The sequence below is a fragment of the Mycobacterium cookii genome (assembly GCF_010727945.1).
Taxonomy (GTDB): Bacteria; Actinomycetota; Actinomycetes; order Mycobacteriales; family Mycobacteriaceae; genus Mycobacterium; species Mycobacterium cookii.
In genome coordinates this window covers 4,440,669-4,455,778 of the sequence record NZ_AP022569.1, presented here as the reverse complement: position 1 = coordinate 4,455,778, position 15,110 = coordinate 4,440,669, and the positions used below count along the sequence as shown (strand labels likewise).

General features: G+C 65.5%; 8 protein-coding genes. All 8 read right to left on the bottom strand.

What is annotated here, in order from left to right:
• Nucleotides 1-5: 5 nt before the first annotated feature.
• Nucleotides 6-944 (bottom strand): crotonase/enoyl-CoA hydratase family protein, encoded by a 939-nt coding sequence (locus G6N27_RS20855; protein WP_163779715.1) that lies wholly within the window; start codon nucleotides 942-944, stop codon nucleotides 6-8.
• 49 nt (nucleotides 945-993) lie between these two features.
• Nucleotides 994-2,622, bottom strand: a complete 1,629-nt coding sequence (locus G6N27_RS20850) for an acyl-CoA dehydrogenase family protein (protein WP_163779713.1) — start codon at nucleotides 2,620-2,622, stop codon at nucleotides 994-996.
• Between the two features lie 48 nt (nucleotides 2,623-2,670).
• Complete coding sequence (locus G6N27_RS20845) at nucleotides 2,671-3,516, bottom strand: alpha/beta hydrolase family esterase (RefSeq protein WP_163779710.1); 846 nt, start codon at nucleotides 3,514-3,516, stop codon at nucleotides 2,671-2,673.
• A gap of 1 nt (nucleotide 3,517) precedes the next feature.
• On the bottom strand, nucleotides 3,518-4,276 hold the full coding sequence (locus G6N27_RS20840) for a deoxyribonuclease IV (protein WP_163779708.1): 759 nt from the start codon (nucleotides 4,274-4,276) through the stop codon (nucleotides 3,518-3,520).
• Nucleotides 4,277-4,404: 128 nt separating this feature from the next.
• Nucleotides 4,405-8,355, bottom strand: a complete 3,951-nt coding sequence (locus G6N27_RS20835; RefSeq protein ID WP_163779706.1) for a DNA-directed RNA polymerase subunit beta' — start codon at nucleotides 8,353-8,355, stop codon at nucleotides 4,405-4,407.
• A 63-nt stretch (nucleotides 8,356-8,418) separates the two neighbouring features.
• Entirely contained in the window at nucleotides 8,419-11,934 is a 3,516-nt protein-coding gene (gene rpoB, locus G6N27_RS20830) for a DNA-directed RNA polymerase subunit beta (RefSeq protein ID WP_163779704.1), read from the bottom strand.
• A 423-nt stretch (nucleotides 11,935-12,357) separates the two neighbouring features.
• The gene (locus G6N27_RS20825) at nucleotides 12,358-13,431 is read right to left on the bottom strand and encodes an ABC transporter ATP-binding protein (RefSeq protein ID WP_163779702.1); all 1,074 of its coding nucleotides are present in this window, start codon (nucleotides 13,429-13,431) and stop codon (nucleotides 12,358-12,360) included.
• A gap of 133 nt (nucleotides 13,432-13,564) precedes the next feature.
• Nucleotides 13,565-15,067: a carotenoid oxygenase family protein gene (locus tag G6N27_RS20820; RefSeq protein ID WP_163779700.1), complete on the bottom strand. Its 1,503-nt coding sequence runs from the start codon at nucleotides 15,065-15,067 to the stop codon at nucleotides 13,565-13,567.
• Nucleotides 15,068-15,110: the final 43 nt, after the last annotated feature.

The following is a 15,110-nucleotide window of genomic DNA, read 5'->3' as shown; positions in this document are numbered from 1 at the left end:
TGGGGTCACACCTGAGAAGCGCGCCGGCCGTGATCACCGAACGGTTCGTCGCGGTGCTTGACCGCCTCGCGGAAACCGTGCTCGACCGCGTCGGCGACGAACGCATGGCCTTCGGGGGTGTGCCGGGCCACGCCGTCGAACACCGTGCTGACCATCCTGCTGGTGGCCACACCCTGTTGCAGCAGAGCGGAATTGAGCGCGAGCTTGACCATGATCAACTGGTTGACCGGCACCGCGGCAATGCGCTCCACCAGGCGTTCGGTTCGCTCGTCGAGGTCTTGGGGATCCGGCGCCTCGATGGCCAGGCCCCACTCGGCGGCTTGGGCGCCGGTGATGCAATCCCCGGTCAGCAGAAGGCGTTTGGCGCGCTGATCGCCCAGCCGATGCGCCCACAGTCCGGCCGCCGGCACACCCCATACCCGGGTCGGCGGATAGCCGATCTTCGCATCGGACGCGGCGATCACCTGATCGGCGTGCAGCGCGATATCGGTGCCGCCGGCAACGCAGTAGCCGTGGATCTTGACCACCGTCGGCTTGTCGGCGTGCATCAGGCTGGAAAAGCCTCGCACGAAGCGGCTCATCATCTGGTAGTCGATCATCGGATCCCACGGCTGATCCGGTAAGTGGTTGACGCCCTGCGTCTTACCGTCGAGCACAGTGCCGCTGTAGGCCCCTGTGCCGCCCGCCGAGCCGGTGCGGTCGGCGTAGGCACTCAGATCGAAACCGGCACAGAATCCCTCGCCGCGGCCCGACACCAAGATGACGTGCACGCTGGGGTCCAGGTCGGCGCGTTCGACCAACGCCGACAGCTCCAGTGGAGTGTCAGCGACGATCGCGTTGCCATTTTTGGGGCGGTTGAAGGTGATTCGCGCAACCCGGCCGGTGACCTCATAGGTCATCGTCTTCAAGTTGTCGAAGTCGACCGGCCTGATCGCGTGCGTCATTGGCGCCACTCCTCCCCGTCGCTTCGCTCCGAATCGTCGTTGGCGCGTGTCATCCCTTTACTAGAGCACGCTCGATGATCGGCGCGAGATCCAGCCCGGTGGGCATGGTTCCGAACGCCCCGCCCCATTGCCGGTCGAGCCGGGTGACCAGGAACGCTTCGGCGACCGCCGGGTGGCCGTGCCGGACCAGCAGCGAGCCCTGCAGCGCCAGGCAGATGTCTTCGGCGACCTTGCGGGCCCGATACTGAATGGTCTCCAGCTCACCGAGCTGCGTGCGGAGTTTGGTGACGTGGCTGTCCAGCCGGGCATCCTGACCGGTGCTCTTGGCCAACTCGTCGAACAGCACCTCGACAGACTCCGGCCGAGTTGCCATGGCGCGCAGCGTATCCAGCGCGCTGACATTGCCGGAGCCTTCCCAGATGCCCATCAGCGGCGCCTCGCGGTACAGCCGCGGCATACCGGATTCCTCAACGTAGCCGTTGCCACCCAGGCATTCCAGCGCCTCGACGGCGTGCGGCGCGGAGCGCTTGCACACCCAGTACTTGCTGGCGGCCAAGCCGATGCGGCGAAGCAGGGTCTCGGTCTCATCGCCGCGCACGGCGTTGTCGGTGGCGCCGGCCATTCGCATCGCAACCATGGTGGCCGCCTCGGCTTCGACGGCGAGATCCGCGATCACATTGCGCATCAGCGGCTGATCGATCAAATACTCGCCAAAAGCCTTGCGGTGCTGGGCGTGATGAACCGCCTGAGTCAGCCCGGTGCGCATGCTGGTGGCGCTGCCCAGCGTGCAGTCCAGCCGGGTGAGGTTGACCATCTCGATGATGGTCGGGACACCGCGGCCCTCCTCGCCGACCAGCCACGCGGTCGCGCCGTCGTACTCGACCTCACTGGACGCGTTGGCGTTGTTGCCCAGCTTGTCCTTGAGGCGTTGCAGCAGCATCCGGTTGCGGGTGCCGTCGGGCAGCACGCGGGGCAGGAAGAAACAGGACAGCCCGCCTGGCGCCTGCGCGAGCACCAGGAACACGTCGCACATCGGCGCCGAGGTGAACCACTTGTGACCGGTCAGCGAGTAGCTGCCGTCGCCGTTGGGGGTGGCCTGCGTGGTGCCGGCACGGACGTCGGAACCACCCTGCTTCTCGGTCATCGACATGCCGGCGGTGATTCCGACTTTGGTTGTGGCGAGCCTTAATTCGGGGTCGTAGACACGACTGGTCAGCAGCGGCTCGTAGATCGCGGAGAGTTCGGGGTTGAACCGCAACGCCGGGACGACCGCGTAGGTCATCGAGATCGGGCACATGTGCCCCGGTTCGGCGGTCCACACACTGGTCTTGGCGGCGCGCACGACGTGCGCGCCCGGCCGGTCGTCGGCCCATGGTGCGGCGTGCAGGCCGTGCTCGATCGCCACCTGCATCAGCTGGTGATAGGCCGGGTCGAACTCGACCTCGTCGATGCGGTGTCCGTACCGGTCGTGGGTGCGCAGGGTGGGCCGGTTGCGGTTGGCCAGCTCACCCCAGCGCTGCGTCTGCCGGGCGCCTGAGATCGCGCCGACGGCGTTCACCTCGTCCAGGCCCCACTGGCCGCCTTCGCGGATCAGCGCCTCGATAAGGACCGGAGACGAGGCCGGGTTGTGCTCCTCGAGGAGCGGCACCTGATTGACGACGGCATGAGTTTCTGGCATGCCCACCACTGTTACATTTTTTCGACAACTGCACAAGAGGTGTAATGCTCAGCGGGGATGGGCGGCGAAGAACTCCCACAATCTTTTGCTGGCGAAGTCGGGCCAGTGGTGGCCGCCGTCCGTGACGGTGACCAGCACCACGCCGCGGTTGTCGGTGCAACCGGCGGTCGAGGTGGTGACCGGACCGCTGGTCTCGGCGGTCGGCTTCTGACAGTGATCGATGTTGCGCCAGAACGCATTCAACTCCGGTACCGGTGGACCGTTGACATGCGCGAAGCCGCGGCCGGGCCCGCCGCCGTAGGGCACCAGCGGATCCGCGGTGCCGTGCACCGCCATGACGGAGACGGGATGGGGTGAGCGGCACGAGCCTAGTTGGGTGCCGGAGACCGGGCCGATCGCAGCGAACAACGTGGTGTCGCAGGCCAGCGTGTAGGACATCATGGCGCCGTTGCTCATGCCGGTCGCATACACCCGTGCCACGTCGATGCCGACGTTTTGGGCGACATCGGCGACCGCTTTGCCGATGAACGCGACATCGTCGACGTTCTCCCGGGCCGGCCTGCCACAGCAGCCTCCGCCGTTGACGTTCCATGCCCGGTTGACACCGTCGGGATAGGCGACGACGAATTTCTCCGAATCGGCCAATTGGTCCCAGCCGTAGGATCTTTCGGCCTGCTCGGCGTTGCCGAAGCCGCCGTGCAGCACCACGACCAGCCGTGCCGACGCCCGCAGCCCTGCGGGTATGTGCAGCCGGTAATGGCGCTCGCGGCCGACGAGGTTGACGGTGTGGATGCTGGTGCCGGTCACGAAGCCCGACGGCGGCTTCGGATGCACGACCGAGCAGCCCGCGATGACCAACGCGACGCCCACCAGCGTCGCGATCCGACGAAGCATGTCAGCGGCTCGTCTTCTCCCGCAGGAAGGCGATGTCGTCTTTGCGGCCTTCCTCGGCCGTCTCGCAGATCACCGGCGCGTCCGCGGCCTCGACCACAGCCACCAGCATGTCGGGGTCGATCTGCCCGGTACCGAAATTGGCGTGCCGGTCGCGGCCCGAGCCCGCCGCGTCCTTGGAGTCGTTGCAGTGCACCAAGTCGATCCGGCCGGTGATGGCCTTGATGCGGTCGACGGCGTCGACCAACGCCTCACCGGCCGCCCAGGCGTGGCAGGTGTCGAGGCAGAAGCCAATTCCGCTGTCGCCGATGTGATCCCACAGCCGACCGATGGTGTCGAAGTGCCGGGCCATGGCGTGGTCACCGCCGGCGGTGTTCTCCAAATAGACCGGAACCTCGGACTCCAACCGGTCGAGTGCCTTGCGCCAGCGATCGAAGCCCTCGTCGAGATCGTCATCTTCGGTGACGTGGCCGCCGTGCACGATCACGGCCGCCGCGCCGATGTGAGCCGCCGCCTCGCAGGTGTCCTGCAGGATCTTGCGCGACGGGATGCGCACCCGGTTGTTCGCCGACGCCACGTTGATCAAGTAGGGCGCATGCACATAGATCGGCAGCGCCGCCGCCTTGAGCTCCGCGGCGTCGTCACGCGGTTTGGGTGCCTTCCAACTCTGCGGGTTGCCCAGGAAGATCTGCACGACGTCGGCGTCTTCGGCCGCAGCTGCGGCCAGCGGATCTTGCGGACTGACATGTGAACCGATCAGCACGCGGCCAGTCTAGTGGGGCACGTCGACGCGGCGTCCGGCCGCATTGTCGCTATGAGGCGGGCACAACGGCATGCGAAAAAGACCCCGGGAAAACCCGGGGCCTTTTTCGTGTACGCCGATAGCGGGGACTACCGGTAGTCCGAATACCCGTAATCGTCCAGCGGAACCGCGGCTCCGGTGGCCTGGCCGAAGTCCGGGCTGTAGTACTGATCCTCGTACGACGGGATCGTGTACGCCGCGGCGCGGGCTTCCTCGGTCGGCTGCACCTGGATGTTGCGGTACCGGTTGATGCCGGTACCGGCCGGGATCAGCTTTCCGATGATCACGTTCTCCTTCAGACCCTGCAGCTTGTCGCTGCGGCAGTTGATCGCCGCATCGGTCAGCACTCGCGTGGTCTCCTGGAACGACGCCGCGCTCAGCCACGAGTCGGTGGCCAGCGACGCCTTGGTGATACCCATCAGCACCGGACGGCCGGCCGCGGGCTCGCCGCTCTCGGCCACCACCCGTCGGTTGGACGCCTCGAACTCGGCACGGTCGATCAGCGAGCCGGGCAGGAACTCCGTCGAGCCCGAGTCGATGATGGTCACCCGGCGCAGCATCTGCCGGACGATCACCTCGATGTGCTTGTCGTGGATCGACACACCCTGAGCCCGGTAGACCTCCTGGACCTCCTTGGTCAGGTGGATCTGCACTTCGCGGGGGCCCTGCACACGCAGCACCTCGTGCGGGTCCGCGGAGCCCTCCATCAGCTGCTGGCCGACCTCGACGTGGTCACCGTCGGCGAGCAGCCGCTCCGAGCCGTCCTCGTGCTTGAAGACGCGCAGCCGCTGCCGTTTCGACAGCTTGTCGTAGACCACTTCCTCGCCACCGTCGTCGGGGACGATGGTGATCTTGTAGAAGCGCTCGCCGTCTTCGAGGTGCACCCGTCCGGTGACGTCGGCGATCGGTGCCTTGCCGCGCGGCACCCGAGCCTCGAACAGCTCCTGCACACGGGGCAGACCGCCGGTGATGTCCTCACCGACACCACCCTGGTGGAAGGTACGCATGGTCAGCTGCGTGCCGGGCTCACCGATGGACTGCGCGGCGACGATACCGACGGCCTCACCGATGTCGACCAGCTTGCCGGTCGCCATCGACCGGCCGTAGCAGGTCGCGCACACCCCGGTGCCGGTGGTGCAGGTCAGCACCGAACGCACCTTCACCTGAGTGATACCGGCCGCGAGCAACGCGTCGATCTCCGGGTCACCGATATCGTGCCCGCGGGCGACCACGACGTTGCCGTCGCCGTCCACCGCGTCGGTGCCCAACGTCCTTGCGTACGCCGAGGTTTCGATGAACGGGTCGCGGATCAGCGTGCCGTCGGGCTGACGCTCGGCCAGCTCGACGATGATCCCGCGCTCGGTGCCGCAGTCGGTCTCGCGGACGATGACGTCCTGGCTCACGTCGACCAGACGACGTGTCAGGTAACCCGAGTCGGCGGTACGCAATGCGGTGTCCGCCAGACCCTTCCGGGCGCCGTGGGTGTTGATGAAGTACTCCAACACCGTCAGGCCTTCACGGAACGACGACTTGATCGGGCGCGGGATGAACTCACCCTTCGGGTTGGTCACCAGACCCTTCATGCCGGCCAGCGTCCGGGTCTGGGTGAAGTTACCCGTGGCACCCGAGTCGACGATCGTGATGATCGGGTTGTCGGCGGGGTAGTGCTCGCGCAGCGCCTCACCAACCTGGTCGGTGGCTTCCTTCCAGATCTCCACCAAGGCCTCGTTGCGTTCGTCGTGGTTCAAAGCACCACGCTGGAACTGCTTTTCGACCTTGTCGGCACGCTCTTCGTACGCGTCGAGGATCTCCTGCTTGCCCGGCGGCACCAGCACGTCGGCCATCGAGACCGTGACACCGCTTCGGGTGGCCCAGTAGAAACCGGCGTCCTTGAGCTTGTCGACGGTCTGTGCGACGACGATCATCGGGTAGCGCTCGGCCAGGTCGTTGATGATCGCAGCCTGCACCTTCTTGTGCATCTGCTTGTCCACGAACGGGTACCCGACGGGCAGCAGTTCGTTGAAGATCACCCGGCCCAGCGTGGTCGACGCGATCCAGGAATCGCCCGGCTGCCAACCGTTTTGGCCGAACAGCTCAGCCTCCAGCTCGGCAGGCGGACGCAGCTGAGTCAGCCGCACCTTGATCTTCGCGCGCACGCTCAACGCACCGCGGTCCATCGCCATGATCGCCTCGGCGGGCGAGGCGTACACGCCCGACTCCGGACGGTCCTTGGCGGGAGGCTGGTATTCGCCCTTGTCACCGTCGATCTCGGTGGTCAGGAAGTACAGCCCGGTCACCATGTCCAGACGCGGCATGGCCAGCGGACGACCCGAGGCCGGCGAGAGGATGTTGTTGCTCGACAGCATCAGGATGCGGGCCTCGGCCTGCGCCTCCGCACTCAGCGGCAGGTGCACGGCCATCTGGTCACCGTCGAAGTCGGCGTTGAACGCCTCACACACCAACGGGTGCAGCTGAATTGCCTTGCCCTCCACCAGCTGTGGCTCAAAGGCCTGAATACCGAGGCGGTGCAGGGTCGGTGCGCGGTTCAGCAACACCGGGTGCTCGGCGATGACCTCTTCGAGCACGTCCCACACCTGCGGACGCTGACGCTCCACCATCCGCTTGGCGCTCTTGATGTTCTGCGCGTGGTTGAGGTCGACCAGACGCTTCATCACGAACGGCTTGAACAGCTCCAGGGCCATCAGCTTGGGCAGACCGCACTGGTGCAGCTTGAGCTGCGGACCGACCACGATGACCGAACGGCCCGAGTAGTCGACACGCTTACCGAGCAGGTTCTGACGGAACCGGCCCTGCTTGCCCTTCAGCAGATCCGACAGCGACTTGAGCGGACGGTTGCCCGGGCCAGTGACCGGACGACCGCGACGACCGTTGTCGAACAACGCGTCGACCGACTCCTGCAACATCCGCTTCTCGTTGTTGACGATGATCTCGGGCGCACCGAGGTCGATCAGCCTCTTCAGACGGTTGTTGCGGTTGATCACGCGGCGGTACAGGTCGTTCAGGTCACTGGTGGCGAACCGGCCACCGTCGAGCTGAACCATCGGACGCAGCTCCGGCGGGATCACCGGGACCGCGTCGAGCACCATGCCCATCGGCGAGTTGCTGTTGGCCTGGAACGCGGCGACGACCTTCAGACGCTTCAGGGCGCGAAGCTTCTTCTGCCCCTTGCCGTTCCGGATGACGTCACGCAGCGTCTCGGCCTCGGCCTCGATGTCGAAGTTCTCGATCAGCTTCTGGATCGACTCCGCACCCATGGCGCCGGTGAAGTATTCGCCGTAGCGGTCGACGAGCTCGCGGTAGAGCACCTCGTCGACGATCAACTGCTTGGGAGCCAACTTGGTGAAGGTGGTCCAGATCTCCTCCAGCCGGTCCAGCTCACGCTGGGCCCGGTCGCGGAGCTGACGCATCTCGCGCTCGCCGCCGTCGCGAACCTTGCGCCGCGCATCGGCTTTCGCGCCTTCGGCCTCCAACTCGGCCAGGTCGGCTTCCAGCTTCTGCGCACGGGCCTCGAGGTCAGCGTCACGCTGGTCTTCGACCGCCTTGCGCTCGACCACCATTTCGGCCTCGAGCGTGGACAGCTCGTTGTGCCGCATCTCGTCGTCGACGGCGGTGATCACATAGGCGGCGAAGTAGATGATCTTCTCGAGATCCTTCGGCGCCAGGTCGAGCAGATACCCCAACCGTGACGGCACACCCTTGAAGTACCAGATGTGGGTGACCGGTGCGGCCAACTCGATGTGGCCCATCCGCTCACGACGCACCTTGGCGCGAGTCACCTCGACGCCACAGCGCTCACAGATGATGCCCTTGAAGCGCACGCGCTTGTACTTGCCGCAGTAGCACTCCCAGTCGCGAGTCGGTCCGAAGATCTTCTCGCAGAACAGGCCGTCCTTCTCGGGCTTGAGCGTGCGGTAGTTGATCGTTTCCGGCTTTTTGACCTCGCCGTAGGACCAGTTGCGGATGTCCTCCGCGGTGGCCAGGCCGATGCGGAGTTCATCGAAGAAGTTGACGTCTAACACGTAACTCCCTTTCCCCTTTCGGGATTAGAAAACAAAACAGTTAGCGCCGCGGCTTCGCCGCGATCAGGCTAGGTCTTCTACGGACGCAGATTCGTTGCGAGACAAGTTGATTCCCAGGTTCGCAGCAGCGCGCTCCAGGTCCTCGTCGTCGCCGTCGCGCATCTCGATGGCCGCACCGTCGCTGGACAGCACCTCGACGTTGAGGCACAGCGACTGCAGTTCCTTGAGCAGCACCTTGAACGACTCGGGGATGCCCGGCTCAGGGATGTTCTCGCCCTTGACAATTGCCTCGTACACCTTGACCCGACCGACGGTGTCGTCGGACTTGATGGTCAACAGCTCCTGCAGCGTGTACGCGGCGCCGTAGGCCTGCATGGCCCAGCACTCCATCTCGCCGAACCGCTGACCACCGAACTGCGCCTTACCACCAAGCGGCTGCTGGGTGATCATCGAGTACGGGCCGGTGGAGCGAGCGTGAATCTTGTCGTCGACCAAGTGGTGCAACTTCATGATGTACATGAAGCCGACCGTCACCGGATACGGGAACGGCTCACCGCTGCGACCGTCGAACAGAACAGCCTTGCCGTCCTTGTTCACCAGCACTTCGCCGTCGCGGTTGGGCAGCGTCGAGGCCAGCAGGCCCGTCAGCTCGTCCTCCTTGGCGCCATCGAAGACCGGGGTCGCGACGATGTTGTTCGACTCGGCTTCCAGCATGCGCTCGGGCAGGTTCTCGGCCCAGCCCGGGACGCCGCCGGCGACATCGACCTTCCATCCGCTGTGAGCGCACCACCCGAGGTGGGTCTCCAGGATCTGGCCGATGTTCATCCGTCGCGGCACACCGTGGGTGTTCAGGATGATGTCGACGGGCGTGCCGTCCGGCAGGAACGGCATGTCCTCCTGCGCCAGGATCTTGCCGATGACGCCCTTGTTGCCGTGTCGACCGGCCAGCTTGTCACCGTCGGAGATCTTGCGCTTCTGGGCGACGTACACCCGCACCAGCTCGTTGACACCGGCGGGCAGCTCGTCGTCGTCCTCGCGGGAGAACACCCGGATACCGATCACCTTGCCGGACTCACCGTGCGGCACCTTCAGCGATGTGTCGCGGACCTCGCGGGCCTTCTCGCCGAAGATCGCCCGCAGCAGCCGCTCCTCCGGGGTCAGCTCGGTCTCACCCTTCGGGGTGACCTTGCCGACCAGGATGTCGCCGTCGCGGACCTCGGCGCCGATGCGGACGATGCCGCGCTCGTCGAGGTCAGCCAGCACCTCGTCGGAGACGTTCGGGATGTCCCGGGTGATCTCCTCGGCGCCCAGCTTGGTGTCGCGGGCATCGATCTCGTGCTCCTCGATGTGAATCGAGGTCAACACGTCCTCCTCAACCAGGCGGTTGGACAGGATGATCGCGTCCTCGTAGTTGTGGCCTTCCCACGGCATGATCGCCACCAGCAGGTTCTTGCCCAGCGCCATCTCACCGTTGTCGGTGCACGGCCCGTCGGCGATGACCTGTCCCGCCTCGACCCGCTCACCGGCGTCCACGATCGGACGCTGGTTGGCGCAGGTGCCGTGGTTCGACCGGGCGAACTTGCGCATCCGGTAGGTGTGCCGGGTGCCGTCGTCGGCCATCACGGTGATGTAGTCGGCGGACACCTCCTCGATGACGCCGGCCTTCTCGGCGACGACGACATCGCCCGCGTCGATCGCGGCACGCAGCTCCATACCGGTACCCACCAGCGGTGCCTCGCTGCGCACCAGCGGAACCGCCTGGCGCTGCATGTTGGCACCCATCAGGGCGCGGTTGGCGTCGTCGTGCTCGAGGAACGGGATCATCGCGGTGGCCACCGACACCATCTGGCGCGGTGACACGTCCATGTAGTCGACCTCGGACGAGGACACGTACTCGACCTCGCCGCCCTTACGGCGGACCAGGACGCGGTCCTCGGTGAAGTGGCCCTCACCGTCCAACGGCGAGTTGGCCTGGGCGACGACGTGGCGGTCTTCCTCGTCGGCGGTCAGGTACTCGATCTCGTCGGTGACCACACCGTTGACGACCTTGCGGTACGGCGTCTCGATGAAGCCGAACGGGTTGACCCGGGCGTACACCGACAGCGAGCCGATCAGACCGATGTTCGGGCCTTCCGGCGTCTCGATCGGACACATCCGGCCGTAGTGGCTGGAGTGCACGTCGCGGACCTCCAGGCCGGCGCGCTCACGGGACAGACCACCCGGGCCCAGCGCCGACAGGCGACGCTTGTGGGTCAGACCCGACAGCGGGTTGTTCTGGTCCATGAACTGCGACAGCTGGCTGGTGCCGAAGAACTCCTTGATCGCGGCGACCACCGGCCGGATGTTGATCAGGGTCTGCGGCGTGATCGCCTCGACGTCCTGGGTGGTCATCCGCTCGCGGACCACGCGCTCCATCCGGGACATGCCGACCCGGATCTGGTTCTGGATCAGCTCACCGACCGTACGCAGCCGGCGGTTGCCGAAGTGGTCGATGTCGTCGGTCTCCACCGGAACCTCGACGCCGCCGGGGACGGTCATCGAGGTCTGGCCCTCGTGCAGGCGCACCAGGTACTCGACGGTCGCGACCACGTCTTCCTCGGTCAGCGTGGTCGACGACGTCTCGGCCGGCGTGGCGCTCAGGCCCAGCTTCTTGTTGATCTTGTACCGACCAACGCGGGCCAGGTCGTAGCGCTTCTCCTTGAAGAACAGGTTCTCCAGCAGCGTCTGCGCGGACTCCTTGGTCGGCGGCTCGCCCGGACGCAGCCGGCGGTAGATCTCCAGCAGCGCCTCGTCGGAGTTCTGGGTGGGGTCACGCTCGAGGGTCTGCATCATGATCTCGGAGAAGCCGAAGCGCTCGCGGATCTGCTCGTTGCTCCAGCCCAGTGCCTTGAGCAGCACGGTGACGGCCTGGCGACGCTTGCGGTCGATGCGGACACCGACGGTGTCGCGCTTGTCGATGTCGAACTCCAGCCACGCACCGCGGCTGGGGATCACCTTGACGCTGTGCAGCACCTTCTCGGTGGACTTGTCGATGGTGTCGTCGAAGTACACACCGGGTGAGCGGACCAGCTGGCTGACCACCACACGCTCGGTGCCGTTGATGATGAACGTGCCCTTCTCCGTCATCATCGGGAAGTCACCCATGAACACCGTCTGGCTCTTGATCTCGCCGGTGTTGTTGTTGATGAACTCCGCGGTGACGAACAGCGGGGCCGCGTAGGTCATGTCCTTGTCTTTGCACTCGTCGACAGGGGCCTTGACCTCGTCGAATCGTGGGTCGGAGAAAGACAGCGACATCGAGCCCGAGAAGTCCTCAATCGGTGACAGCTCTTTGAGCACCTCTTCGAGGCCACCGGTCGGGTCCGACTCACCTCGCGCCTTGGCGATCTCGCGCCAGCCGGGCGCGCCGACCAGCCACTCGAACGAGTCGGTCTGCACGTCCAGCAAGCCCGGAACCTCAAGCGGCTCGCGCAGCTTGGCGAACGAAATGCGATCGGGCGCCCCTGGTACGGAGCTATTGGAAGAAGCGGAACCTGCAGAACCTGGTGAATTTTTCTTGCTCTGGCGGGAGAGTGCCAAGATGCATCCTTCCAGCACCTCATGCGACTAAAGACCCGGCGGCCACCGGACCCGTTCGCCGCTACAACTTGTCGGTTCGGCTGGCGAACGCTCTGCCCGGTCTCACGCACGCAGCTAGATCTCTGAACCAGAGATAGCTCAGGCTAGGACCACTGTGTCGGGTGGCAGGTGTGAGGTGGGCAGGAGGCAGCCAGCGCAACGTCCAACAATAGCGCAGGACGGCGCATTCCTCAACTACCGTGCTCGGGGGTATCGGCGCTGGCTGGCGATTCGAACTTCCCGTGCATACATACTGCCCAACAGAGTGACCCTTTGGGCCGCTTCCGTCAAGAGGTGACGCGCGGAGTCGGTGGACAAATCCTTTCGTGACGGTCGCAAGCGCGGCGAAGCCGGGTGCAGCGGGCCGGCACCATCAACTCCCGCTCAGTACCCGCGCTGGGTGGGGATGGATGCGGTGTCGGCGTCGTCGCGGTGGCGAGAGTGGGCGTCGTAGTCCTTGCTCTTGGCGGTTTCGGCCTTGTCGTTCTCGAAGGACTCCAGGATGGCCTCCTGGGCGTCTTTGGGCAGCAGGTGCAGGTTCTCCCGAACACGCGCCTGCCGGCGAGCGGCGCCTTTGCGCTCGGGCATACCGGGGGTCGCGGTGATCTGCGGCGGCACACCCTCGACTTCGTCGGTGCCACCGTCGTGGTGGCCGGCCTCCAAGTGGGCCTGCTCCTCGGCCATGGTGGCCTCGTCTTTTTCCTCCGACATACCGATCGGGCCGATACGACGACCGTTGAGGAACTGTTTGACGACCGGCTCGTCGCTGGTCAGCAGCACCTCACGAGGCCCGAACATGACCAGCTTGCGGCGGAACAGCATGCCCATGTTGTCCGGCACCGTGCGGGCGATGTTGATGTTGTGCGTCACGATCAAGATCGTGCAGTCGATCTGGGCGTTGATGTCGATCAGCAACTGGCTCAGGTAGGCCGTACGAACCGGGTCCAGGCCGGAGTCCGGCTCGTCACACAGAATGATCTGCGGGTCGAGCACCAACGAGCGGGCCAATCCGGCACGCTTGCGCATACCACCGGAGATCTCACCGGGGAACTTCTTCTCATCCCCGCCCAGACCGACCAACTCCAGCTTCTCCATGACGACGTCACGGATCTCGCCTTCCTTCTTCTTGGTGTGCTCACGCAGCGGGAACGCGGTGTTGTCGAACAGGTTCATCGACCCGAACAGCGCGCCGTCCTGAAACATGACACCGAAGAGGGTGCGGATGTCGTAGAGCTCTTTGGCCGAGCACTCGGTGATGTCGGTGCCGTCGACGATGATCGAGCCGCGCTCGGGGCGCAGCAGACCGATCAGTGACTTCAAGAAGACGGATTTACCGGTACCGGACGGGCCCAGCAGAACGCTGACCTCACCCTCGGGGATGTCCATCGTGACGTCTTCCCAGATCCGCTGGGCACCGAAGGACTTAGTCAGCCCCTCAACTTGGATACCGATACCCATCCGAAATCCTCCCGCCGACGTTGCTCAACGCAGCCCAAGCCCAGCTTGTGGCTTGAGTCACTGTAGCGCACAGGCAGATCGGTAGTGGGCTACTGCAACCATCGCCGAAAATTGGACGTGGGCGGCAATTCGATCAGTCCCGCGGCGCCCAATTGCCGTGAAACCCCATCGGCACGCGCTGCGGCAGATGAACCGTAGCAACTGATTCGCACGTCTGCGCATCGAGCAACACCAACTGACCTTCGTCACGTCCGCGGTGATAGCCGTAGCCGATCAGCACGCCGTCGTCCTCGGCCGAGTCGCCGGGGCGCGGGATGAAGGACATCTCGCCGATCAGCAGGTCGGGGTCTAGCGGGGCCACCATGCTGGACCCGTCCGCGTAGTCATGCTTGTAGAGCGACGTCGACATTTTTGTTCTGCCTGAGTCGACGAACCCGCCGGCGACACCCACGGTGTAGCCGAACCGGTGCCGGCTGCCCAGCAGCGTCTCGTTGATCCGGGGGAACTCCTGGGAGCGATCGTCCCGGCGTTCGCTGGTCACCGCGCCGGTCGTCAGGTCGATCGTCCAGCGGTCCAGCGTGGGGGCGACGTCGCCCGGCCCGCGTCGGTCGCGGTCGAACATCCGGTCGTAGCGCACCACGTCGAGCACCAGAACCTCATGGCCGCTGCGCATCTCGGAGTAGGCGTTGACCGGGTGATAGACGTAGCACGGTTCGATGTCGAACCACCGGACGTCTTTGTTGCCGCCGTCGCGGGGCATGACGCCGATCCGGGCCGGATAGCGCGGGTTCCAGGAATACGGCATCTGGTAGTCCTGTCGCTCCTTGCGGTTGATCATCGCCGCGATCGGCCCGGGCACCTTTACCCGACCGATGACGGACTGGGCCACCAACCGGGCCGGTTGCCTCAGCCACGAGGGCACCTTCACCGGCATCGCCTGCATCGGGTCGAGCGTGACCGGCAGGTCGTAGAGCACCACATACCTATCTGTCAGCGAGAAGTCGTGCATCATCGGCGATCCCGACACCTCGATGTCGACGGTCCGCCGCGCGTGACCGTGGATGTCGATCACCGAATACTGCACGGTGTTGCCGCGGGCGAACGAGTAGGACACCGCGTGCAGTTCGCCGGTGCGCGGGTCGCGATGCGGATGAGCGGCGTAGCCGCCGTAGAGGGTTCCGTCGAAATCGCAGGTGCCGACGGTGTCGAGGTCGTCGGTCAATTCGTAGTTCGCGACGCCGCCTTCGACGAGGGCCAAGGTCTTGCCGGCGTGCGCCAGCACGTTGGTGTTGGCTCCCAGGGACTGCATGCCGGTCCGCGGATCAGGGGCGTCCGTCGCCGGCTCGCCGAGCTGCGCGCGCACCGCGGCGCTGCGGACCCAGCGGTTGCGGTACCAACCGGCCTTGCCGTCCTGCAATGCGACGCCGTGCACCATGCCGTCGCCGGTGAACCAGTGGTAGGTGGCGGGGTCGACTTCGGCCACCGGGTTGGGCCCGTTGCGCAGGTAGCGCCCGTCCAGGAAGTCGGGGATGTGCCCGGTCACCGGTAGGTCGGTCGCGGTCACCTCGGCGCTGACCGGCGCCAGGAAGTCGTCGAGGTACGGGTTGGCCGGTGCTTCGGTGATGGGTGCGCTCACGAGGGCTCCTAGCTGGAATAACGTTGATATGTCATTGTTACAC